Genomic DNA, 23,886 nt, shown 5'->3' with positions numbered 1-23,886 from the left:
GCCCCGGCGAACGGGTGTCAGGACACCGGCCGGGAGTCCGCCCAGACGCCCTCGAACTCCTCGCGGTAGACCTCCAGCAGCCCGGCCTCGGTGCCGCCCGGCTGCTGGCCGGCGCCGCCGCGCAGCACCAGGGCGGGCGACTCCATGCCCCGGGCCCGCCGCAGGTAGGGCTGGACGACGCCGAGGTCGCGGGTCTGGCGGCGGCCGCCGCCGCTCTGGCCGGCCGGGCGCGGACCCTCGACCAGGTAGGCGGTGAACCGCGGGGTCTCGTCGAAGACCCGGATCTCGAAGCCGCCCTGGTCGCGCAGCCGGGCCCGGACCCGGCGGACGTGCATGATGTTCATCTCGATCGAGCGGGCCAGCTCGCCGCGGCCGAGGCCCAGCTCGCGCTCGCGGCGGCGGACCGCGCTGCTGGCCGGGTTGAGGAAGAGCAGCCGGACCCGGCAGCCGTCGGTGGCCAGGCGCACCAGGCGCTTGCCGGTGTAGTTCTGGCAGAGCATGCCGAGGCCGATGCCGAGCGCGTCCAGCCGCCGGGCGCCGTCCAGCAGGTCCTCCACCGGCAGGTCGCGCTGGAGCCGGACCCGGTCGGCGTGCACCGCGACCACGTCCGCGTAGCGGCCGGCCACCAGGGACTCGACCACGTCGGCCGGGACGCCGCCGGCGCCGCCGTCGAGCACCGCGAGCAGCCGGGCGGCGGCGCGTTCGGTCTGGGCGAGGACGGTCTGGGTGAGGACGCGGTTGCGGGAGACCACGTGCCGGGCGACCTCCAGTTCGTCCAGGGCCAGCTCGATCTCCCGCCGGTCGGCGAGGTACGGCTCGAAGCAGGGCCAGTGCTGGACCATCAGTTCGCGCAGCTGGGGCAGGGTGAGGAAGACCAGCGGGTCGTCGTCGGCCGGGTCGAGCAGATAGCCCTTGCGGCGGCTGACCTCGCGGACCGCGCCGGCCCGGTGGGCCCACTCCTCGCCGGCCGGTCCGGCCGCGGCCGTCACCCAGTCCTCGCCGTGGGCGGGGGCGTAGATGGGGTGGAGCACCTCGTCGACGAGCGAGCGCAGCCGCTGTTCGACCAGGTTGAGCCAGACGTACGCGCGCCCGGCGAGCCGGACCCGCTGGTAGGCGTCCTCCCACTCGGCGCCGGACCAGGCCAGGGCGGGGATCTCGACCGGGCCGCCCTGGGCCGGGACGACGGCGCGGCCGGTCAGGGTGGGGCGCATGACGACGGTCGGCGCCTCGCTGCGGGTGCTGCCACGGTCGGGGCCACCGGGCCCACCGCCACGGCCGCCGGCGGGGAACACCATGCGCCACCTCACCTGGTTCCTGCTGGAGCCCCGCTTCCGCCGGTTCTGCCGGAAGGCTCTGCTGATCGTTTCTTCTGATGGATCGCCACGGACACGAAGCGGCCGGACGATCAAGAGTACTGCCCGCCGCGAGCGGCCCGCAGCCGGTTGACCGACGGGCCCGCCCCGCCACGCCCAGCCGCGCCCGGCCGCGCCCCGGCGGCCCCGGGGGCACCCGCCGATCACCCGCCGGACACCCGTTCGGGCGAACACAGGGCAAATGGTCCCGCCGCCGGGCGAAGCGTCGGGGAGTATGCGGACTGTGCCGTCCAGCGCGGCACGCGACCGCCGCACATGCCCGGCCGCCCGGCCGGGAAGAGAGCAACCGAGCCCGGAGCACGATCGGACTGCACGTCAGTTTCCGTTGACTACAGGGGAGTTGAGGACTCATGCAGGTCTGGCCAGGGGCGCCCTACCCCCTCGGTGCCACCTTCGACGGGGCCGGCACCAACTTCGCGGTGTTCTCGGAGAGCGCCGACCGGATCGAGCTCTGCCTGCTCGACGCGAACGGCTCGGAGACGGCCGTGGAGCTGCGGGAGACCGACGCCTTCGTCCGGCACGCCTACCTCCCGGGCGTCCAGCCCGGCCAGCGCTACGGATTCCGCGTCCACGGCCCGCACAACCCGGGCCTCGGCCAGCGGCACAACAGCGCCAAGCTGCTGCTGGACCCGTACGCCAAGGCCATGAGCGGGCACATCGGCTGGGACGAGGCCGTCTACGGCTACCACTTCGGCGCGCCGGAGCGCCGCAACGACCTGGACTCCGCCCCGCACACCATGCACTCCGTGGTGATCAACCCGTACTTCGACTGGGGCACCGACCGCCCGCCGCGCACCGACTACCACCGCACGGTGGTCTACGAGGCCCATGTGAAGGGGCTGACCAAGCTCCACCCGGGCATCCCCGAGGAGATCCGGGGGACGTACGCGGGCCTGGCCCACCCGGCCGTGATCGAGCACCTGGCCAAGCTCGGCGTCACCGCGATCGAGCTGATGCCGGTGCACCAGTTCGTCCGCGACCACCGGCTGCGCGACCTGGGCCTGGCCAACTACTGGGGGTACAACACCATCGGCTTCTTCGCCCCGCACTCCTCCTACTCCTCCACCGGGGACCGCGGCCAGCAGGTGCAGGAGTTCAAGTCGATGGTGAAGGCCCTGCACGCGGCCGGCATCGAGGTGATCCTGGACGTCGTCTACAACCACACCTCCGAGGGCAACCACCTCGGCCCCACCCTCTCGCTGCGCGGCCTGGACAACGTCTCCTACTACCGGCTCGCCCGGGACCAGCGGTTCTACGAGGACACCACCGGCACCGGCAACAGCCTGCTGATGCGCAGCCCGCACGTGCTCCAGCTGATCATGGACTCGCTGCGCTACTGGGTCACCGAGATGCACGTGGACGGCTTCCGCTTCGACCTCGCCGCCACCCTGGCCCGGCAGTTCCACGAGGTGGACCGGCTCTCCTCCTTCTTCGACCTGGTCCAGCAGGACCCGGTGGTCTCCCAGGCCAAGCTGATCGCCGAGCCCTGGGACCTCGGCGAGGGCGGCTACCAGGTCGGCAACTTCCCCCCGCTGTGGACGGAGTGGAACGGCATGTACCGGGACACCGTCCGCGACCTGTGGCGCGGCGAGAACGCCACGCTCGCCGAGTTCGGCTCCCGGCTCACCGGCTCCTCCGACCTCTACCAGGACGACGGCCGCCGCCCGATCGCCTCCATCAACTTCGTCACCTGCCACGACGGCTTCACCCTGCGCGACCTGGTCTCCTACAACGAGAAGCACAACGAGGCCAACGGCGAGGACAACCGGGACGGCGAATCCTTCAACCGCTCCTGGAACTGCGGCGCCGAGGGCCCCTGCACCGACCCCGCCGTCGAGGAGCTGCGCGCCCGCCAGCAGCGGAACCTGATCGCCACCCTGATGCTCTCCCAGGGCGTGCCGATGCTCTCGCACGGCGACGAACTCGGCCGCACCCAGCAGGGCAACAACAACGCCTACTGCCAGGACAACGAGCTGTCCTGGATGCACTGGCCACAGGGCGACGGCCCGGAGGCCCGGCTGCTGGAGTTCACCCAGGGCATGATCTGGCTCCGCCGCGACCACCCCGTCTTCCGCCGCCGCCGCTTCTTCCACGGCCGCCCGGTCTCCGGGACGCACGACGACCTCACCGACATCGCCTGGTTCACCCCCAGCGGGGAGGAGATGACCAAGCGCAACTGGGGCGCCAACTACGCCAAGTCGCTCACCGTCTTCCTCAACGGCTACGCCATCTCCGAGCCGGACCGGCGCGGCGGGCGGATCGTGGACGACTCCTTCCTGCTGATGTTCAACGCCCATTTCGAGCCGCTGGAGTTCACCGTCCCGGCCGACCACGGGCAGGAGTGGCAGGTCGTGGTCGACACCGCCCAGCCCCGGCTGCCCGCCCCCGGCGCCGGTGCCCGGGTCAAGGCCGGGGACGTGCTCTGGCTCACCGACCGCTCGCTGATGGTGCTGCAACGGCCCGCCTGAGCAGGTGGTTCACCTGTTCGGATCAGCAACGGGTCTTGACGGCGGGCTCGCCCGGGTAGTCATGGACACATGACCTACGCCGCCGAGCCCGCGCAGCCACGCCCGGCCGCCGTACCGTCCACCGCGGCCGCCCCGGGGCCCGCCGCCCCCACCGCCAGCTACCGGCTCCAGCTCCAGCCCGGCTTCACCCTCCGGGACGCCACCGCCGCCGTCCCCTACCTCGCCGCCCTCGGCGTCTCGCACCTGCACCTCTCCCCCCTGCTGACGGCCGCCCCCGGCTCCACCCACGGCTACGACACCGTCGACCACGGCCGGATCAGCGAGCAGCTCGGCGGCGAGGCCGCCCTGCGCGCGCTGGCCGCCGAGGCCCACCGGCACGGCCTGCGGCTGATCGCCGACGTGGTGCCCAACCACATGGCCGTCCCCGTCCCCGAACGGCTCAACCAGCCGCTCTGGCACGTCCTGCGGGACGGCCCCGACTCGCCGTACGCCCGCTGGTTCGACATCGACTGGGCGGCCCAGCCGGGGCCGGCCGACGACCCCGGCCGCGGCCGGGTCCTGCTGCCGCTGCTCGGCGGCCGGCTCGGCACCGTCCTCGACGAGTTCACCGTCGACGGCGAGGTGCTGCGCTACCACGACCACGCCTTCCCGCTCCGGCCCGGCACCGCCGGCCTCCCGCTCGACCAGCTGCTCGCCCGGCAGTGGTACCGGCTCGCCTGGTGGCGCCTCGCCCGCACCGAGCTGAACTACCGGCGGTTCTTCACCGTCAACGAGCTGATCGCCGTCCGGGTCGAGGTGCCCGAGGTGTTCGAGGCGACGCACGGCCTGCTGCTGCGGCTGCACGCCGACGGCGTCCTGGACGGCTTCCGGATCGACCACCCGGACGGCCTCGCCGACCCGCGCGGCTATCTGAACCGCTTCGCCGAGGCCACCGGCGGGGCGTACACCGTGGTCGAGAAGATCCTCACCGGCGACGAACGGCTCCCCGCGGACTGGCCGTGCGCCGGCACCACCGGGTACGACGCGCTGCGCCGGATCGACGGCGTGCTCACCGACCACGCGGGCGCCTGCCGGCTGGCGGGGGCGTACGAGGCCTTCGTCAGCGGTGTGCCCGGCGGCGGCGAGCCGTGCGCCGACCCGCACCCGGCCGTCGCCGCCGCCCGGCGCGGCCGGTCCGACATGACCGGCCCGAACGGCGAGCTGGCGGCCGAGCTTGAGCGGCTGGTCCGGATCGCCCTCCGGATCGGCGCCGACGAGCCCGCGTACGCCGACCACGCGCCCTGGCGGCTGCGGGCCGCGCTCCGGCGGGTGCTCACCGGCTACCCCGCGTACCGCCCGTACGCGCGGCCCGGCGAGCCGGTGCCGGAGGCCTCCGCCCGACAGCTGCGGGCCGCGCTGGACGGGGCCGGGGCGGCGGACGGGGCCGGGGACGCCACGGACGCCCTGGTCGCGGACCTGGCGCTGGGGCGGCTCGGCGGCGGGCCGGCCAAGGAGGAGTTCTGCGCCCGCTTCGGGCAGACCGCCGCCGCCGTCGCCGCCAAGGGCGTCGAGGACACCGCCTTCTACCGGTGGAACGCCCTGCTGAGCCTCAACGAGGTCGGCGGCGAACCGGCCAGGCCCGGGCTCCCGCCCGGCGCCTTCCACGACTGGTGCCGGTACATCGAGGCGCACTGGCCGCACACCATGACGGCGCTCTCCACCCACGACACCAAACGCAGCGCCGACGCCCGGGCCCGGCTCGCCGTCCTCGCCGAGCAGCCGGACCGCTGGGCCGCCGAGGCCGCCGCCTGGTCCGCAGCCGCGGGCCCCGGCGGTGACCCGGACAGCGACTGGACGCTCTGGCAGACCCTGGTCGCCGCCTGGCCGATCGACCCGGACCGGCTGGTCACCGCCCTGCTCAAGGCCGCCCGCGAGGCCAAGCTGCGCACCTCCTGGACGGCCCCCGACGCCCGCTTCGAGCGGGCCCTCGCCGACCGCGCCCGCGCCGTCTACGGCAACCCCGGGCTGCTCCCCCGGATCGAGGGGTACGGGCACACGCTCGCGCCGTACGCCCGGGCCAACACCCTCTCCGCCGCGCTGCTGCACCTGACCGTGCCCGGGGTGCCGGACCTCTACCAGGGCGGCGAGGAGCCGCTGTACACGCTGGTGGACCCGGACAACCGGGGCGTGGTGGACCTCGGCGCGCTCGCCGTCCGGCTCACCGACTCCGCCACGGCCAGGACCGGGGACCTCGCGCGGGAGAAACTGCACCTCACCGCGGCCGCGCTCCACCTGCGGCGCGAGCGGCCGCTCGGCGCCTACCGGCCGCTGACCGCCACCGGCCGCGCCGCCGGCCATCTGCTCGCCTTCGCGCGCGGGGACGACGTGGTCACGGCGGTCACCCGGCTGCCGTACGGCCTCGAACGGGCGGGCGGCTGGCGGGACACGGCGCTGGAGCTGCCGCCGGGCCGGACCGGGAGCGGCGGACCGGGGGCGGACGCGGTGTGGACGGACGAGCTGACCGGGCGGGCTTACCCAGGGGGCGCGGTGCCGGTGGCCGAGCTGCTGGCCGCCTGCCCGGTGGCGCTGCTGACCCGGAGGGGCCGCGGGTGAGGACGTACGAGGTGTGGGCCCCGGCGGCCGCCGAACGGGTCGAGGTGGAGGTCGGCGGCGAGCGGCACGCGCTGGCCCGGGACGGCGCCCGGCCCGGCTGGTGGCACGGCGGGGCACCCACCGGGGACTACGCGTTCCGCCTGGACGGCGGCCCGCCGCTGCCCGACCCGCGCTCGCCCCGGCAGCCGTACGGGCCGGACGGGCCCAGCCGCCCGGTGGACCACGCCGCGTTCAGCTGGTCGCGGACCGGCTGGCGCGGCCGTCCGCTGCCCGGCGCCGTCCTGTACGAGCTGCACATCGGTACCTTCACCGCCGCCGGCACCTTCCAGGCCGCCGCCGAACGCCTGGACCACCTGGTCGAGTTGGGCGTCGACTTCGTCGAACTGATGCCGGTCTGCCCGTTCCCCGGCCGGCACGGCTGGGGCTACGACGGGGTCTCGCCCTGGGCCGTGCACGAGCCCTACGGCGGCCCGGAGGGGCTGAAGCGCTTCGTGGACGCCGCCCACCGCAAGGGCCTCGGCGTCGTCCTGGACGTGGTGCACAACCACCTCGGCCCGTCCGGCAACCACCTTCCCCGCTTCGGCCCGTACTTCACCGACCGGCACCACACCCCGTGGGGCTCGGCGGTCAACCTGGACGCCCCCGGCTCGGACGAGGTGCGCGACTATCTGATCGGCAGCGCGCTGGCCTGGCTGCGCGACTACCGGATCGACGGCCTGCGGCTGGACGCGGTGCACGCCCTCGCCGACGACCGCGCCGTCCACTTCCTGGAACAACTCTCCGGCGCGGTCGACCGGTTGGCCGTCGCCACCAACCGCCCGCTGTTCCTCGTCGCCGAGTCCGACCTCAACTCCCCCCGCACCACGGCCCCGCGCGAGGCCGGCGGCCAGGGCCTCACCGCCCAGTGGAGCGACGACTTCCACCACGCCCTGCACAGCGCGCTCACCGGTGAATCCCAGGGCTACTACGGCGACTTCGCGCGCGCGCCGCTGGCCGCCGTCGCCAAAACGCTCACCCGCGGCTTCTTCCACGACGGCGGCCGGTCCTCGTTCCGCGGCCGCGGCCACGGCCGCCCGTTCCCGCCGGCCGGCGGACACCGGCTGCTCGGCTACCTGCAGACCCACGACCAGGTCGGCAACCGGGCGCTCGGCGACCGGATCTCGGCCGGCCTCGGCCCCGGACCGCTCGCCGCCGGGGCCGCGCTGGTGCTCACCTCGCCGTTCACCCCGATGCTGTTCATGGGCGAGGAGTGGGGCGCGACCACCCCCTGGCAGTACTTCACCGACCACACCGACCCGGACCTCGCGGAGGCCGTCCGGCAGGGCCGGCGGCGGGAGTTCACCGAGCACGGCTGGCAGGCCGGGGAGGTGCCGGACCCGCAGGAGCCGGCCACCGTACTGCGCTCCGTCCTCGACTGGACCGAACCCCGGCGCGCCCCGCACGCCGGGCTGCTCGCCTGGTACCGCACGCTGATCCGGCTGCGGCGCGCCCGGCCGGAGCTGTCCGACCCGGACCTCGCCGGCGTCCGGGTGGAGTACGACGAGGCCGCCCGCTGGCTGGTGGTGCACCGGGGGCCGTACCGGGTGGCGGTCAACCTGGGCCCCGGGGCCGCCGAGGTGCCGCTGGGCGCCGCCGGGCGGGAGACGGTGGCGTCGTTCGGCGGGTGCGGGCTCGACGGCACGGTGGCACGGCTGGCCGCCGGGTCGGTCGCGGTCGTCCGGACCTGAGCCGTCCGGCCGACCGAAGGAACCGGCTCACCGGGGAAACCGGCTCACCAGAGGAAGGTGCCGATCCGCTCCCGCAGGGAGGCGGCGTCCAGGCCGTAGGCGGCCAGGTGCTCGGGGATCGAGCCGTAGTGCCGGTGCTCCTCGCGCGGCACCCCGAGGCCCAGCACCTGGTGCGGCCGGTCGTTCAGCGCGGCGTGCGCCTCGCTGGCGGAGGTCCCGGCCAGGTAGGGCTCGACCAGCACCACGTCCGCCCGCCCGGCGGCGGCCGCGCGCAGCCCGGCCGCGTCGAACGGCCGCACCGTCGCCGCGTACAGCACCGTGACGTCCAGGCCCTCGGTGGCCGCCAGCGCGGCGTCCAGCATCGGCCCGACCGCGACCACCACGCCCGCCGAGCCCCGGCGGACGGTGCTGAAGCGGCCCGCCTCGACCGGGACCGCCGCCGCGTTCTGGTGCGCGGAGAGCCGGACGTACACATTGCGGTCGCCGTCGGCGACGGCGTGGCGCAGCAACCGCTCGGCCTCGTCGGGGTGTCCGGGCACATGGACGGTCCAGTCCGGCAGGGTGTCCAGCAGGGCGACGTCGCCGGGCGACATGTGGGTGCGGCCACCGGCCGGCCAGTCGTACGAGCCGGCGGCGCTCACCAGCACCGCGCCGACGCCCTGGTGCACGAGGTCCAACTTGACCTGCTCAAAGGGGCGTTCGACCAGGAAGCCGGCGAAGGTGTGGGCGATCGGCCGCATCCCGGCGAGCGCCAGGCCGCCGGCGGCGCCGATCAGCAGCTGCTCGCGGATGCCCACGTTGATCACCCGGTCGGGGTGGCGCCCGGCGGCCGTGGCGAAGCCGGCGGCGCTGATGTCGGCGAGCACGACGGCCAGCCGGGGGTCGTCGTCGAGCAGGCGGGTGGTGACGTCGAAGAAGCGTTCGCGCATGGTGTCCACGGGAGGTTCCCTCTCACTGGGCGGGTCGGGCCGGGCTGGGCGTTCAGGGGTGGGCGGGGCCGCTACCCCCGCGTGGAGCCGTCCTCCTTGGGCTCGACGCGGGCCACCACGACCCGCGGCCGTCCCGGGTGCCCGGCGGTGAACGCCGCGTACAGCGCCTCGTGGTCGCGGCCGTCCACGGTCTCGGCCGACCAGCCCTCGGCGGCGAACCGGGCCGCGATGCCACCCTGCCAGCCGTGCGTGGCCGAGGAGTTGTCGATCACCACGGTGTGCAGCCGGTCCAGCCCGTACGCGCCGGCGAAGGCCACCGCCTCGTGGTTGGAGCCCTCGTCGAACTCGGCGTCCCCGACCAGCACCCAGACGGCCGGGTCGGTGAGCCCCTGGGCACGCAGACCGAGGGCGGTGCCGACGGCCAGCGGCAGCCCGTGCCCGAGCGAGCCGGAGCCGATCTCGACGCCCGGGATCAGCGTGCGGTCCGGGTGGTGGCCGAGCGGCGAGTCGTAGGCGCCGAAGCCGGACAGCAGACGCGGCTCGATGAAGCCCTTGGCTGCCAGCACGGCGTAGTAGGCCATCGGGCCATGACCCTTGGAGAGCAGGAAGCGGTCACGGTCCTGCACCTCGGCGGTGGCGGGGGTGACCCGCAGCACGCGGTCGTAGAGCACCCAGAGGGCGTCCAGGGTGGAGGTGGCGGCGGGGCCGTGCTTCTCGTCGCCGGTCATCAGGGCCATCAGGCCCGGGAGGTCTTCGAAGGCGGCTTCAGCCGTTTCAGCGCTCATGCGCACGATGCTGCAACTTAAAGCCAGCTTGAAGTCAAGCGGTTACAGTGGGCGCCATGACCGCCACCGGACCGAGCCGGCACGACCTGCTCACCATCGGCCGGCTCGCCGAGCGCAGCGGCCTCGCCGCCTCCGCCCTGCGCTACTACGAGAAGCTCGGCCTGATCCACGCCACCCGCACCACCGGCGGCCAGCGCCGCTACACCCGCGCCACGCTGCGCCGGGTCGCCTTCGTCCGGGCCGCCCAGCGCGTCGGCCTCTCCCTCGACGAGGCCAAGGTCGCCCTCGACCGGCTCCCCGAACTCCGCGCGCCCACCCCCGCCGAGTGGGACGGCGTCGCCCGGTCCTGGCAGAGCCTCATCGACGACCAGATCGCCGAACTCCAGCGCCTCAAGGCCAAGCTCACCGGCTGCATCGGCTGCGGCTGCCTCTCGCTCTCCCGCTGCACCCTCTACAACGCCGCCGACCGCGCCGCCGCCACCGGCCCCGGCGCCCGCTACCTCCTCACCCGCGACCCGGACACCGGCCCCGAACCCGCCCCGGCCGAGGCCCACTCCTGCGGCGCCCCGGACGCGCCCTGAGCCCCCACCCCCGCGGAGGCCCCCACGGGCCGCGCCGTCGTCAGGCCTTGCGGGCCGCCATCCAGGCGTAGACCAGGATCCCGGCGAAGAGGAAGAGCACGCCCTGGTAGACCGCCGTGTAGCCGGCGCCGGCGACCAGCCACAGGGAGAAGGCGAAGGCGCCGAGACCGAGGGCCGCGTCCCTGGCCAGCCGGCCGGGGGCCACCCGGTCCCGCTCGCCGGCCACCAGCCAGTACAACTGCGCGGCGGCGGACAGCAGGTACGGCACGGCGGCGGTGAAGGTGGTGATCAGCACCAGGGTGTTGAACGCACCCCGGGATCCGGCGGTGAAGTTGAGGACGGTCAGCAGCGAGGCCAGGGTGACGCTGATCAGGACGCCGAAGACCGGGACGCCGCGGCGCTTCGTGGCGAAGGCGGCCGGGAAGAGCCCGTCCCGCGCGGCCGCGTACGGTGCCTGGGCCGACAGCAGGGTCCAGCCGTTGAGCGCGCCGACCATCGACACCAGCGCGGCGACCGCGATGACCGTGCCGCCCCACGAGCCGCCGAACATGACGTCGACGGCGTCGGAGAAGGGCGCGGTGGAGTGGACGAGCCGGTCGTGCGCGACCGTGCCGAAGACCGCGAGCGTCCCGAGCAGGTAGACCACAGCCGCGCCCAGTGTCCCGAGCACGCTGGCCCGGCCGACGTTGCGCTCCGGGTCGCGGACCTCGCCGGCGCTCATCGCGGCGGACTCCACGCCCAGGTAGCTGAAGAGCAGGATCGCCGCAGCGGCCGTCACCCCGCCGACCACGCCCTTGCCGGAGGCGTCGAAGGGGCCGAGGTTGGCCGGCTCGAAGAAGCCCAGCCCACCGATCGCGACCAGCGCCAGCGGGACGAGCTTCAGCACGGTGGAGACCACCTGGACGACACCCACGTAGCGGGTGCCCGCCAGGTTGGCGAGCGCGGGCAGCCACTGGACGGCCAGCGCGGCGGCGAGCGTCAGCCCGGTGGAGTGCTGGATGGGCAGCAGCACGTCGAGGTAGCCGACGGCGGCCACGGCGAGCGCCGCGTTGCTGACCACGGTGGTGATCCAGTACGACCACGCCGCGAGGAACCCGGCGAAGTCCCCGAAGGCGGCGCGGGCGTAGACGTACGGGCCACCGGTCCGCGGATCGCGCCGGGCGAGCCGCCCGAAGACCAGCGCCAGCGCGACGGCCCCCGCCGTCACCACCCCCAGGGCGACCAGGCTGACCGTCCCGTAGGGCGCGACGGCGGCGGGGAGCATGAAGATGCCGCCCCCGATGATGTTCCCCATGACCAGCGCGGTGGCGGCCACCAGGCCGAAGCGCCCGCCCCGGCGCGGGGACGGGGTGGGCACCGCGCCCCCGCCCGCCCCGGTCGTGACCGGCGCACTCGAATCGGGTGTCCGCCGGAGGGCGGCCGGGCTGGCTTGCATCAGGGTGGTGCGCCTTTCGTGGTCCTGCTCGCGCTCTGTGGAGCAGGTGCCATGGTCGCCCAGGCGGCACTTCGTACCAAAACGGAACGATTTGTTCCCGTCCGCCCGGCACCCCGCCGCAAAAACGGCGGCCGTACCGGCTCCGCACCGGCACTCGTCCTGCGACCCCGTCAGCGGCCACCACGTCCGGAACCGGGCGGAATCGGGCGAAACGCCCCCCGATCACCGGCGTGCGATCACCGGCGTGCGATCACCGCCGTCCGGTCACCGCCGTCCGGCCGGCCTGACCGGAGCCGGAGCCGAGGCCGGGCGGAAGGTGCGGCGGTAGGTGTCCGGCGGGACACCGACCACGCGGTTGAAGTGGCGGCGCAGGGTGGCCGCGCTGCCCATCCCGACCCGGGCGGCCACCTGGTCGACGCTCTCGTCGGTGCTCTCCAGCAGCTCCTGGGCGCGGTGCATCCGCTGGGTCAGCAGCCACTGCAGCGGCGTCGTCCCGGTGGCGGCGGTGAAGTGCCGGCCGAGGTTGCGCGTGCTCATGTGGACGCGGCGGGCGAGGTCGGTGACGGTCAGCGGCTGGTCCAGATGCTCCAGCGCCCAGGCCAGCAGGTCCGCGAGGGCGGGGCCGTCGTCGGCCGGCACCGGCGCGGCGATGAACTGGGCCTGGCCGCCCGACCGGTGCGGCGGCACGACGAGCCGGCGGGCCAGCGCGTTGGCGACGGCGCTGCCGTGGTCGGTGCGGACCAGGTGCAGGCACAGGTCTATCCCGGCGGCCTTCCCGGCCGAGGTCAGGACGCTCCCCTCGTCGACGTAGAGGACCCCGGGGTCGACCTGGACGCGGGGGTAGCGCTCGGCCAGCAGCCCGGTGTGCATCCAGTGGGTGGTGGCCCGGCGGCCGTCGAGCAGGCCGGCGGCGGCCAGGACGAACGCCCCGGTGCAGATGGAGGCGACCCTGGCCCCGGCCTCGTGCGCGGCGCGCACGGCCTCGACCAGGTCGGCGGGCGGCGGCTCGGTGACGTCGGAGCAGGCCGGGACGATGACCGTGTCCGCCGCGACGAGCTCGTCGAGCCCGTGCGGCGTGACGGCCTGGAGCCAGCCCCCGACCCGCACGCCGGGCGGGGCACAGACGGTGAACTCGTACCAGGGGTCGACGAGGTCGGGGCGGTCGATGCCGAAGATCGTGCAGGGAGCCGCGAGCTCGAACAGCGGCATTCCGTCGATGACGGCCAGCGCAACAGAAGCCATGTCCTTAACTGTACGCATGATGGCGTTCCGGACGCTCGTGCTCGGCGGAACCGGTCGCCAGCATGGAGGACATGACCAAGCACGTGATGACGTCCGCCGACACCTCGGCGCGTCCGCTCGACCGCCCGGCCGTCGGCGACGACCGGGCGTGGCTGCGGGCCGGGGTGGCCGTGGCGGCGGTGGGCTGGGGGGCCAATCAGTTCGCGCCGTTACTCCTGCTCTATCAGGCCAAACTGGGCCTCTCGGCCGCCACGGTCCAGGCCACCTTCGGCATGTACGCCATCGGGCTGATCCCCGGCCTGCTGCTCGGCGGCCCGGTCTCGGACCGGTACGGCCGCCGCAGGCTGATGCTTCCGGCGCTGATCACCTCCCTGCTCGCCACCGTGGCACTGATCGCCGGCGGAACGGGGCTCGGCTGGCTGTTCGCCGGGCGGGTGATCTCCGGCATCGCCAGCGGCGCGGCCTTCAGTTCCGGTACCGCCTGGATCAAGGAACTCTCGCTGGGCGGCTCCCCCCGCGAGGCCAACCCCGGCCCCCGGCGGGCGACCGTGGCGATGACCACGGGCTTCGCCGCGGGCCCCCTGGTCGCCGGGCTGCTGGCCCAGTGGGCGCCGTCCCCCACCGTGGTGGCGTATCTGCCGCACCTCGTCCTGACGGCCGTCGCCGTCCCGCTGGTCCTGGGCGCCCCGGAGACGGTGACCGGGCAGCAGGGGGGCAGCCTGTTGCGCCGGCTGCGGGTGCCGGCGGTGCGCGAACGCCGGTTCCGTACCGTGGTGGCGCCCCTGGCGCCCTGGGTGTTCGGCTCCGCCTCGATCGCGCTGGCCTATCTGCCCGCGCTGGTCAGGGAGCGCATGGGCGGCAACGCGCTGGTGTTCGGCGCCGTGGTCACCATGCTGACCGGGCTGGCCGGCATCCTGGTCCAGCCGCTGGCCCGCAGGATGGACGACGCCCGCAGGCCCCGCCTGCTCGTCATGGCGATGGCGATCGTCGTGGCCGGTCTGCTGATCTCCTCGGCGGCCGCGCAGACGACGCAGCCGGCGCTCGTCGTCGTGGCGACCCTGGTGCTCGGCGCGGGCTATGGCTGCTGCCAGGTGTGCGGGCTGCTGGAGGTGCAGCGCCTGGCCCGTACCGAGGACCTGGCCCGGCTCACCGCCGTCTACCAGGCGCTCTCCTACCTGGGCTTCGCCGTCCCGTTCGTGCTGTCCGCGCTCCAGCACTCGGTGTCGCCGAGCGTGCTGCTGCTCGCCGTGGCCGCGCTCGCCGTCCTGACGCTGGCGTGGACGGCGGCCGGGGCCACGCGCGGCCGCCGGGCCGACTCCGGCGCCCCGACCGCCCCGTGACCGCACGATGGCCGGCCCGCGACCGCGCGTCGACCGCACGACTCCCTCCTGATGACCCGTCAGCGCTGTCAACCGGACACGGTGGAGCAGTCAATTCGCCCCGGGCTACGGGACGGTGAGCGCGCGCCCGGCCTGACGCCCCGTAGCGTCCGAGAGCACGCCCCGACGCGCACCGACCACCGAAGGAGCCACCCGATGACCACCCCCGCCTCCTGGACCGTCACCCCGCCCGCCGAGGCCGACTTCGCCTCCTGGCGCGAGCTCTACCTGGGCTACGCCGAGTTCTACCGGGTCGACATGCCCGAGGAGCGGCTCAAGACGGTCTGGTCGTGGCTCCACGACCCGGCGCACGAGCTGAACGGCCTGCTGGCCCGCGACGCGGACGGCACGCCGGTCGGCCTGGCCCACTACCGGCCCTTCGCCCGGCCGCTCTCCGGGACGGTGGGCGGCTACCTGGACGACCTGTTCGTCGCGCCCGCGGCCCGGGGCGGCGGCGCCGCGGACGCGCTGTTCGACCGGCTGGGCCGGATCGCGGCCGAGCGCGGCTGGAGCGTGGTCCGCTGGATCACGGCCGACGACAACCACCGGGCGCGCTCCAAGTACGACCGGGTGGCGAAGCGCACCATGTGGGTGACGTACGACATGCCGCCGGTCGGCCAGGCGTAGCGGCACGCCCCGCCGCGCGCGGACCGACCGCGCCGGACCCGGCCCGCCCAGGGCCGGAGCCGGCGCGGTCGCCGCTTTTCGAGCGTACACAGAATTCGGAATGCCCCCCTCCGAAACACATTTTGGAAGATCACCGATATCTTCGCTGGTAGACCCCGTAATGCCCGCCCGCGCAAATCCAGGGTTGACCCATACCAATCTTTCATGGAGGATCGTCTATGTCCCCGGGCACTCCCGGGGCAGAACATCGGCGGACCGGTGCATCCGGTACGGCAACAGCGATCCGGCGCCACCAGATGTCATTTACCAGCTCCTGAGCTGTGACACCAGGGGGTATATAAATTGGCCAACTGTCAGGCCCGTTGACGCTGGCTGACCAGCCGCCAAGCGCACCGATCGGCAGCCCACCCGGGCCGGAGGACCATACTCCGGACACGGGTGACAGCCATGTCCAGCTTCTCCTCGATCCCGCCGAACAATCCGGCGCGGTCGATCCAGCCACCACCCAGGCAATTCCCTGGAATTTTGGCGGCATTCACCCGGGCGCCATTCCTGGCACCCTGCGGCGATTTCCTGCGGCCTGCCCGCCGACGCAGCAGAGGCCTGTCGTCGGCGGAGCCCGCCCCGCCGGTCCCACCATGAAAGGAATCAGAATGTACGTACGCAGTGCGGTCAAGGACGGCCAGACCCGGGAGAACAACTGCGACCTGCGGCGCATCTACCCCTGGCAGGGTGTCGTCGTTCCGCCGTGGAACAGCTCCCTGGTGTCCATCCGGCCGCAGGAATCGAGCCAGCAGCACGCCCACGCCACCGACGAGACGTTCATCTTCACCGGCGGCGAGGGTGTCGTGCGGGTCGGTGACGAGGAGCGGGTGGTCGCCGAGGGCGACGTCATCTACATCCCGCACGACAACCAGCACATCGTCACCAACACCAGCGACCGCGACCCGCTGACCTTCGTCAGCATCTACTGGCTCCAGCCGGCCCCGGCCGAGGAGTCGGCGCATGCCTGAGCCGGACAGCGCGGCCGTACGCGCCCCGCGCCAGGTCAACGTCTCGTTCTCGCCGCCGACCCCCAACGGCGACCTGCACCTGGGCCACCTGGCGGGCCCCGTGCTGGGCAGCGACGTGTGCGCGCGGTCGCAGAAGATCCTGGGCAACGACGTGGTGTACGCGTGCAGCACCGACGACAACCAGACCTACGTGGTCACGACCGCGCAGCGGCTCGGGGTGACCCCCGAGGCGCTGATCCAGGAGGCGCTCGACAGCGTCCGGGTGTCGCTGGACCTCGCCGGGGTCGACGTCGACCTCTTCGAACGGCCCGACGAGGACTACAACCGCTTCGTCCGGGACTTCTTCACCCACCTGTGGCGGCACGGCGCGTTCGACCGGCGCGAGGTCGAGCTGCCGTACGACGCCGAAACCGGGCAGTACCTGGCCGAGGCGTTCGTGACGGGCCGTTGCCCGGTCTGCCTGGCGCACGCCAGGGCGGGCGTCTGCGAGGCGTGCGGCCTGTACAACCTGCCCGGCTCGCTGCTGCCGGGCGACACGGCCACGGCGCTGCCGAGGAAGCCGGTCTCCATCTGGGTCCTCGACCTGGAGCGCTACCGGTCGCTGATCAGCAACTGGTACCGGACCTCCGACGTGCCGCTGAGGCCCGATCTGCAGAACGTCGTCACCCGGACGCTCGCCGGCCGGCTGCCCTACATCCCGGTCACCTACCCGAGCACCTGGGGCATCCCGGTGGACTGGGACGGCCCGGGCGCGCAGCCGCAGGCCATCAACGCCTGGCCGGAGATCTACGTCGGCCACCTGTACTGGCCGCAGCGGGTCCGGGCCGGACGGCAGGCCGGCTGCGACGAGTTCGTGCAGTTCATCGGGATCGACAACGGGTTCTACAACGCGTTCGTCTATCCGGCCCTCAAGCTCCTCGCGGTCAGGCACGGGCTGCCGGTCGAACTGCCGGTGACCCGCACGCTCACCAACCAGTACTTCCTCCTGGAGGGCCGGAAGTTCTCCACCAGCAAGGGGGACGTGGTCTGGGCGCGGGACTTCCTGGAGAAGGCCGGCCGGGACCGGGCGCGGTTCGTCCTCGCGCTCACCAGCCCGGAGCTCCAGCAGTCCGAGTTCACCGAGCAGGTGGCCGCCGCCACCCTGGAGTCCCGCTTCGACGCACCGCTCGCCACGATCACGGCGAGGTTCGGCGAGCAGCTGGCCGGCCGGTCCGTCGACGCCCCGCCCTCCCTGTGGTGGACGACCGCCATCGAGGCGTCCGTGCGGCGCTTCGAGGCCGCCTACGCCCTGGAGACGTTCTCCATCCGCAAGGCGGCCGAGGCGCTCGCGCTGCACCTGGAGGTGCTGGCCCTGCGCGGCGGGCACCTCCGGACCGACGACGCGGGCGACGTGTCCGGCGCGCTGCTCTTCCTGTGGACCCTGCGCACGCTCGCGTGGCCCGTCACCCCGGACCTCGCACGGCAGGTGGCCCTGGCGTTCGGCGCCGAGGCCGCCCCCGGCGACGTCCCGCTGCTGCGGGACGTCCGCACCCCGCCCGCCGGGCACTTCCGGGGCCTCTCGGGCTGATCCACCCGGCCCGGTGAGAGCCACCCGCCGGAGCCGGTGAGAACCGTCCACCGAATGAATCCAGACAGGGATACCGACATGCTGCGTACCTTCATGCGTTCGAAGATCCACCGTGCCACCGTCACCGACAGCAACCTGAACTACATCGGGTCGATCACGATCTCGCCGGAGCTGCTGGACACCGCCGACATCGGCATCCACGAGCTGGTGCACGTCGTCAACATCAACAACGGCGCGCGGTTCGAGACCTACACCATCCTCGGCGCCCCCGGCGCCAACGAGGTGATCGTGAACGGCGCCGCCGCGCGGCTCGTGGCGACCGGCGACAAGGTCATCATCATCGCGTACGGGCAGCTCAGCGATGACGAGGTGGAGAAGCACGAGCCCCGCGTCGTCCACGTGGACGACCAGAACCGGGTGCTCGAAACGGCCCCGGCCGGCGCGTGACCCATGGCAGACCAGCAGATCCACTCAGTCCTCGGGATCGGCTTCGGGCCCGCCAACCTCGCGCTGGCGGTGACCCTGGAGGAGTTCGGCTACAGCGGCACGACCCGGTTCATCGAGCGGGCCGACGGCTTCCAGTGGCAGAGCGAGCAACTGCTGCCCGGGGCCGACATCCAGAACAACCCCTTCCGTGACCTGGTGATGCCGCGCAACACGGGCAGTCCGTACACCTTCGTCAACTACCTCGCCGGCCAGGGCCGGCTGACCGACTACCTGCATCTCAACAGCAAGTTCCCGCTGCGGCGGGAGTACGCCGGCTACCTCCGGTGGGTCGCCGACTCGTTCCGCGGGTCGGTCGACTACGGGCAGTCGGCGACCCGGCTCTCCCTGGTGGACCTCGGCGGCCGGGAGGTGTTCCGGGTGGAGACGGCCGGCGGACGGCAGTACTTCGGCGAGACCGTCGCCGTGGGTACGGGCCGCTCGCCCCGGATCCCGGCCCCGTTCCAACGGAGCCTGGGGCCCACCGTGTTCCACTCCACCAGGTACCTCAGCTCCCTGCGGCGCCAGACCGGCAAGGGGCTGCGGGTGGTGGTGGTCGGTGCGAGCCAGAGCGCGATCGAGATCGTGCTCGACCTCCTCGACCGGCCCGAGGTCCACCAGGTGGTGTCGCTCCAGCGGGGCATCGGGTTCCGGCTGAAGGACACCAGCCCGTACAGCCGGCGGGTCTTCCTGCCCGACTTCATCGACTACTTCTACCCGCTTCCGAACGAGGCCAAGAACCGCATCCGGCGGGAGCTCAGGTCGATCAACTACGCGGCCTGCGACCAGGACGTGATCGACCGGCTCGCGGGCGTGCAGCACGAGTACGAGATCACCGGCTCGGACCGGTTCCGGCTCATGCCGTACTCCGAGGTGGTCCAGGTCACCCCGCACGCCCAGGGGTCGGCGAACCGGCTCACGGTGCGGGACGTCAACTACGGGACGGAGAGCGCCTACGACGCCGACCTCGTCGTCCTGGCGACGGGCTTCCGCGACTTCGGCGAGGGCCCGGACGACGAACGGCGCCACCCCCTGCTGGAAGAGGTGGCCGACCGGCTCGCCGTCAACGAGCACGGGCTGCTGGACGTGGCACGCGACTACTCGGTGCCCGTCACCGGGCAGACGTACCAGCCGCGTCCGCTCCGGCTGTACCTCAACGGCCTGTGCGAGGCGAGCCACGGCATGGGCGACGCGGGAGCCCTGGCGGTGCTGTCCGCCCGGTCGACCGACATCGCCGAGTCCATCCTGGGCAAGCCGGGTGAGTCCACCGGCCCGGAACGCCTCCCCGTCGAGGCCGTTCGGTGACCACGGGCACCCGTACCACCGTTGATGCCGCCGCCGACGTCGTCATCGTCGGCGGCGGCATCATCGGCCTGGCAACCGCCGAACGCCTCGCCGCGCACCGGCTGTCCGTGGTCGTGATCGACGAACACGGGGTCGCGGGCGGGGCGACCGGCGCCTCCGGCGGGCTGATCCGCGCGTTCGACCCCGCCGCCGGCACCGACGGCCACCCCTGGGCGGCCGAGGGACTCTCCTGCTACCTGCGGCGGGGCCCGAGCGGCCGCTGGCCCGCGGTGCGCGAGGACGGCAGCCTGGTGCTGTTCGACGCCGACGGCACCGAACGCGCGCTGGCGGGCGCGGACCAGGTCCTGGCCGCCGGGCACACCGCGCTGGTCCTCTCCGCACCGGAGATCACCGCCGCGTTCCCCGGTCTGACCGTGCCCGAGGACTTCGTCGGGGTGTACGAGCCGCGCGCCGGCTGGCTGCCGGCGCGGGAGGTCGCCGAGGCGATGCTCGGGGACGCCGACGGCGTCACCTTCCTCGGCTCGGCACGGGCCACCGAGGTGGTGACCTCGCGCGGGCGGGTGACCGGCGTCCGCACCACGGCCGGGCTCGTGTCGGCGCGCGCGGTCCTGCTCGCCGCCGGGGTCCACAGCACCGGGCTCGCACGGACGGCGGGCGTGGAACTGCCTTTGCGCACACGGGCGGTGAGCTACTGCGTCTTCACCCCGCGCGGCCGCCCCGGCGCGGGTCCGGGCACAGGCCCCGGCGCAGTCCACGGCGCAGGCCCCGGCGGGCCGTACGGGCTGCCGACCGTCGTCGACTCGACGACGGGTGCCTGGCTGCGCCGCTGGAACTCCGGCACCGGCGTGCTGGCCGGTGTGTCGTCGTCGGCGTGCGACGTCCCGCCGACCGTGACCGCGGGGGTGCCGATCGCCGAACAGCGGCGCATCCGCGAGGTCGTCCGGCACCGCCGGCCGCCGCTGGCCGACGCGAACGCCACCGGCGGGGTCACCGCCTACGACGTCCTCGGGCCCGGCGGGAAGGGCGCCGTGACCGTCTGGCCGGAGCCGTACGGGCTGGTCACCGCCACCGGGTGGAACGGCGGCGGCTTCAAACTGGCCCCGGCCGTCGGACGGCACACGGCGGCCCGGATCCGCGAGGTGATCGCATGACGCACCGGGAGGCCACCGCACGCCTCAACTCCACCGACGAGATGCTCTACAGCGCCGAACGGGAGCTCGGGTCCTCCCGGATCGTCCAGGTCCTCTGGCGGTTCCCGGTCGAGCTGTCCCCGGCCGCGCTGCGCGAGGAGTGGGAGCGGCTGGACCGCGGCAGGCTCAGCCGCCGGCCGGTACCGGCCCTGGTGCCCGGGGCCCGGCGGAAGTGGGTCGGCGCGCACAACGGGGAACCCCTGCGGGAGTACCCGGGGCGGCTGACCGACGACACGGTGACGGACTGGCTCGACGAGCAGGTCCGCGCCCCGCTCCCGGCCGACTCGACCGCGCTGTGGCGCCTCGCGGCCGCCCGGTACGGGAACGGCACGCTGCTGTCACTGACCGTGCCGCACTTCCGCTCCGACGGGCTCGGGGTGTTCACCGCGCTCGACCGGCGGGATTCCCCGGCCGCCCGCCGGGGCACCCCGGCGGGCGGCCCGATCGGCGAGGACCTCGGCGAGCTGCTGGAGCAGGGCGCACTCGCCGTCGCCGGTTCGGTCGCCCTGGCGGAACGCATCTTGACGAATCGTCAGGAGTTCGACCGGATCAGGTCGGCACTGGCCGGCCCGGCGAAGTCCCCCCGGAGCGAGGCGACTTCGGAGCCCAGGTTCTTCACCACCGCGCTCTTCACCCTCGACGCCGCGTCGTGGGAGGAGCGGGCGACGGCGTACGGCGGCACCGCGAACAGCCTGTTCGTGGAGATCGCCGCCAACCTGGTCCGCGCCAGGGTGCCGCTGGTCGACCGCGCGTCGGTCAGGGTCGGCATCCCGATGAACCTGCGTCGGCCGGACGGCGACGCCCGCGCCAACGCCCTCGTCGTCGTCCCGCTGGAGGTCCCGGCGGGCGCACCCCAGCACGAGGACCTGCGGCAGACCCGCCGGAGCACCAAGGCCACCCTGCGGGAGTCCGGCGAGCACAGCGGCACACTCGTGCCGGAGCCGCTGTGGCACCTGCTGCCCCGCCGGTACGCCGACCGTCTCAAGGCGCCCGGGGCGCAGCAGACCGACGTCGTCGCGTCCAACTTCGGCGTCGTACCGGAGGCCGCTGCGCGCTTCGCCGGCGAACAGGCGGACAGCGTCGCCCTGCGCACGATGAACGTACCGGGCCTGGTGCCGGAGAAGGCCGCCCTGCGCGCCTCACTGTGCATGGTGCGGTCGGGCGAGCGGGTGACCGTGACCGTCACCGGGATGCCCGACCACTTCGGCGGCACCGAGTCCCTGCGCCGGCTCGTCACCGACGAGTTCGCCGCGTGGGGGCTGCGGGCGCAGCGGTGGTAGCCGCCGGGTGAACGGGAATCACAGCCCAGTCGGAAGAGGGAGCACAGCACCATGACAGGAAGCACCGCATCACCGTCCGGTCTCTCCGGCCCGCCCGGGCTCTCGGAGCGCTGGTTCCGGACCACCCCCGACTCGTCCGTCCTGGACCGGCCACGCCTGCTCGCCCGGTCGCTGATCGACCTGGCCGACCTCGACGACCGGATCGCGTTCTACGAGCGGCTGCTCGGGGTGCGCGCGGATCTGCGGATGCCGATCCCCGACTTCGGCGGCCTCGAACTGGCCGCCGTGGGCACCGTTCTGCTGATCGCGAGCGAGCGGCCGTTCACCCCCGTCCAGCGGCGGACGGCGTACTCGCTGATCGTGCCCTCGCTGGCCGGCCAGCTCGATCTGCTGGGCCGCACCGGCACGACCGTGCTGGAGCCCCGCGAGGCGATCGTGCCCGGCGCGCGGGCCCGGGTGCGCTACCCGGACGGCTCGCTCGCCGAGCTGGTCGAGCACCGGCCCCGGCCCGGGGAACGGCCCGCACCTCGCCAAGTCGGGCCCGGGGACGGGGGCGTGCGCCTCCTGGTCCGGCGGGCCGTGCCGGCCGCTTCGCTCGGCGGGGCCGTCCGGTTCTACGAGACGGCGCTGGAGACGGCGTCGGCGGATCCGGGGACGGCGGCCGCGACCGGTGCCGTGCCGCCCGCCCCGGGCCGGGCGGGCGGCGCCGGATTCGCGATCGTGGGCAACCTGCTGCTGGTCGGCTCGGACGAGGCCGCCCACGAGGACGCGTCGCCGGTCCCGTTCGCCCTGCTGGCGCCGTCGGTCGAGGCGGCGGCCGCCCGGGCGGGCGCCGCCATCCGCCCGGGCTCCGGGGTGGACGGCCGTCCCGTCGTGCCGCTCCCCGGCGGGGAGTCGGCCGAGATCTGGGCCGGTCCGCCCGCCGCGTACCGGGCATGACCGGCTCCGGCCCGGAACAGCTGGGGCACCGCCTGGTCCTGACCCGCCCTCCGTCCGAAACCGCGCGGGAGAATGGCGGCCGGGCCACTCCCGGCCGGGCCCGGACGACCGGTATACCTTCTCGTGGATCTCGATGAGGGGAGTCGGCGGATGACGCCGGATTCGGCGGAGTTGCCCGGGTCCTTCTACCGGGCCGTGGGCCACGGGCGCTACGAGAGCACGGCCGCCACGGCGGGGCCGTGGAGTCCGAAGGCGCAGCACGCGGGCCCCCCGTCCGCCCTGCTCGGCCGCGCCCTGGAACGGCACGGGGCGCGGGAGGGCTTCCGGATCGCCCGCATCACGCTGGAGATCCCCCGCCCGGTGCCCGTCGGCGATCTCCAGGTCGAGGTCCGCGCCATCCGCTCCGGCGGCCGCGCCGAACTCCTGGAGGGTGAGCTCACCTCCGGCGGTCGGCCCGTCCTGCTGGCCCGGGCGTGGCGCATCGCGGCGAGCCCTCGGGAGACCCCGCCGCTCCGCCCGGAGGCGGCCCCACCGCCGCTTCCGGGCCCGCAGCCGCCGCCCGTCATGGCCGGCGCGCACCTCGGCGGGTACGTCTCGGCGATGGAGTGGCGCTTCCCGCCCGGCGGCGGCTTCGACACCCCCGGCCCCGGCACGGTGTGGGCCCGGCAGCGGATCCCCCTCGTCGACGGCGAGCCGGACACCCCGCTGACCCGCGCCCTCACCCTCGCCGACAGCAACTGGGCGGTCGCCTTCGAGCTCGACCACGTGGGCCGGCTCGTCATCAACACCGATGTCACGCTGGCCCTCCACCGCGACCCGGTCGGCTCCTGGCTCCATCTGACCGCCGCCACGGCCGCCAGCCCGGACGGCTCCGGGCTGGCCTCCGGCCGCCTCGACGACGCGGCCGGCGACTGCGGCCGGATCCTCCAGACCCTGCTCGTCGCCGACCGCTGACGCGGGAGCCCGGGCCG

Annotated in this window: 19 protein-coding genes; 14 read left to right on the top strand and 5 right to left on the bottom strand. The window is 74.1% G+C overall.

From position 1 onward, the window contains the following. Window positions 1–17: 17 nt before the first annotated feature. On the bottom strand, window positions 18–1,295 hold the full coding sequence (locus tag ACIO5D_RS15495; protein ID WP_363609231.1) for an SAV2148 family HEPN domain-containing protein: 1,278 nt from the start codon (window positions 1,293–1,295) through the stop codon (window positions 18–20). 428 nt (window positions 1,296–1,723) lie between these two features. Here ACIO5D_RS15495 and glgX point away from each other — a divergent pair, with 428 nt between their 5' ends. From glgX to treZ, 3 genes are all read left to right on the top strand, one after another. Further along, window positions 1,724–3,841 carry a glycogen debranching protein GlgX gene (gene glgX / locus ACIO5D_RS15490; protein WP_400795474.1) on the top strand — a complete coding sequence of 706 codons (2,118 nt, stop codon included), beginning with the start codon at window positions 1,724–1,726 and terminating at the stop codon, window positions 3,839–3,841. Window positions 3,842–3,910: 69 nt separating this feature from the next. Next, entirely contained in the window at window positions 3,911–6,433 is a 2,523-nt protein-coding gene (gene treY / locus ACIO5D_RS15485) for a malto-oligosyltrehalose synthase (RefSeq protein ID WP_400760609.1), read from the top strand. Further along, a complete protein-coding gene (treZ, locus tag ACIO5D_RS15480; RefSeq protein WP_400760607.1) occupies window positions 6,430–8,160 on the top strand; it encodes a malto-oligosyltrehalose trehalohydrolase in 1,731 nt (576 codons plus the stop codon). Before treY ends, treZ begins: the two co-directional genes overlap by 4 nt. Before the next feature lie 44 nt (window positions 8,161–8,204). On the opposite strand, the gene ACIO5D_RS15475 is transcribed toward treZ, so the two are convergent. Together ACIO5D_RS15475 and ACIO5D_RS15470 are read right to left on the bottom strand one after the other, a co-directional pair. Then, the gene (locus ACIO5D_RS15475; RefSeq protein WP_400795471.1) at window positions 8,205–9,098 is read right to left on the bottom strand and encodes a transketolase family protein; all 894 of its coding nucleotides are present in this window, start codon (window positions 9,096–9,098) and stop codon (window positions 8,205–8,207) included. A gap of 62 nt (window positions 9,099–9,160) precedes the next feature. Continuing rightward, window positions 9,161–9,874, bottom strand: a complete 714-nt coding sequence (locus ACIO5D_RS15470) for a thiamine pyrophosphate-dependent enzyme (protein WP_400657996.1) — start codon at window positions 9,872–9,874, stop codon at window positions 9,161–9,163. Window positions 9,875–9,930: 56 nt separating this feature from the next. Here ACIO5D_RS15470 and soxR point away from each other — a divergent pair, with 56 nt between their 5' ends. After that, on the top strand, window positions 9,931–10,455 hold the full coding sequence (soxR, locus tag ACIO5D_RS15465; protein WP_400795469.1) for a redox-sensitive transcriptional activator SoxR: 525 nt from the start codon (window positions 9,931–9,933) through the stop codon (window positions 10,453–10,455). 40 nt (window positions 10,456–10,495) lie between these two features. On the opposite strand, the gene ACIO5D_RS15460 is transcribed toward soxR, so the two are convergent. Further along, entirely contained in the window at window positions 10,496–11,890 is a 1,395-nt protein-coding gene (locus ACIO5D_RS15460; protein WP_363609244.1) for an amino acid permease, read from the bottom strand. Between the two features lie 264 nt (window positions 11,891–12,154). Beyond that, window positions 12,155–13,132: a helix-turn-helix domain-containing protein gene (locus tag ACIO5D_RS15455; RefSeq protein ID WP_363609246.1), complete on the bottom strand. Its 978-nt coding sequence runs from the start codon at window positions 13,130–13,132 to the stop codon at window positions 12,155–12,157. Window positions 13,133–13,203: 71 nt separating this feature from the next. On the opposite strand from ACIO5D_RS15455, the gene ACIO5D_RS15450 reads away from it, so the two are divergent. The 10 genes from ACIO5D_RS15450 to ACIO5D_RS15405 all read left to right on the top strand — a co-directional run bounded on the left by ACIO5D_RS15450 (window position 13,204) and on the right by ACIO5D_RS15405 (window position 23,869). Then, the gene (locus ACIO5D_RS15450) at window positions 13,204–14,472 is read left to right on the top strand and encodes an MFS transporter (protein ID WP_363609248.1); all 1,269 of its coding nucleotides are present in this window, start codon (window positions 13,204–13,206) and stop codon (window positions 14,470–14,472) included. Between the two features lie 195 nt (window positions 14,473–14,667). Beyond that, window positions 14,668–15,138, top strand: a complete 471-nt coding sequence (locus ACIO5D_RS15445; RefSeq protein ID WP_363609250.1) for a GNAT family N-acetyltransferase — start codon at window positions 14,668–14,670, stop codon at window positions 15,136–15,138. 653 nt (window positions 15,139–15,791) lie between these two features. Further along, window positions 15,792–16,151: a cupin domain-containing protein gene (locus ACIO5D_RS15440; RefSeq protein ID WP_363609252.1), complete on the top strand. Its 360-nt coding sequence runs from the start codon at window positions 15,792–15,794 to the stop codon at window positions 16,149–16,151. Then, window positions 16,144–17,718, top strand: coding sequence for a class I tRNA ligase family protein (locus ACIO5D_RS15435; RefSeq protein ID WP_363609254.1), 1,575 nt, complete (start codon window positions 16,144–16,146; stop codon window positions 17,716–17,718). Before ACIO5D_RS15440 ends, ACIO5D_RS15435 begins: the two co-directional genes overlap by 8 nt. 78 nt (window positions 17,719–17,796) lie before the next feature. Beyond that, a complete protein-coding gene (gene panD / locus ACIO5D_RS15430) occupies window positions 17,797–18,165 on the top strand; it encodes an aspartate 1-decarboxylase (RefSeq protein ID WP_363609256.1) in 369 nt (122 codons plus the stop codon). A gap of 3 nt (window positions 18,166–18,168) precedes the next feature. After that, window positions 18,169–19,506: a SidA/IucD/PvdA family monooxygenase gene (locus ACIO5D_RS15425; RefSeq protein ID WP_400795464.1), complete on the top strand. Its 1,338-nt coding sequence runs from the start codon at window positions 18,169–18,171 to the stop codon at window positions 19,504–19,506. After that, window positions 19,503–20,657, top strand: a complete 1,155-nt coding sequence (locus ACIO5D_RS15420; protein ID WP_400795461.1) for an NAD(P)/FAD-dependent oxidoreductase — start codon at window positions 19,503–19,505, stop codon at window positions 20,655–20,657. Before ACIO5D_RS15425 ends, ACIO5D_RS15420 begins: the two co-directional genes overlap by 4 nt. Next, complete coding sequence (locus ACIO5D_RS15415; protein WP_400795458.1) at window positions 20,654–21,976, top strand: hypothetical protein; 1,323 nt, start codon at window positions 20,654–20,656, stop codon at window positions 21,974–21,976. Before ACIO5D_RS15420 ends, ACIO5D_RS15415 begins: the two co-directional genes overlap by 4 nt. 51 nt (window positions 21,977–22,027) lie before the next feature. Next, window positions 22,028–22,915, top strand: a complete 888-nt coding sequence (locus tag ACIO5D_RS15410) for a VOC family protein (RefSeq protein ID WP_400795455.1) — start codon at window positions 22,028–22,030, stop codon at window positions 22,913–22,915. A 150-nt stretch (window positions 22,916–23,065) separates the two neighbouring features. Further along, window positions 23,066–23,869, top strand: a complete 804-nt coding sequence (locus ACIO5D_RS15405) for a thioesterase family protein (RefSeq protein ID WP_363609266.1) — start codon at window positions 23,066–23,068, stop codon at window positions 23,867–23,869. Window positions 23,870–23,886 lie beyond the last annotated feature (17 nt).

Source organism: Kitasatospora sp. NPDC087315, from assembly GCF_044744345.1.
Classification (GTDB): Bacteria; Actinomycetota; Actinomycetes; order Streptomycetales; family Streptomycetaceae; genus Kitasatospora.
The sequence above is the reverse complement of the archived record's forward strand: the minus strand, read 5'-3'. Positions and strand labels throughout refer to the sequence as shown.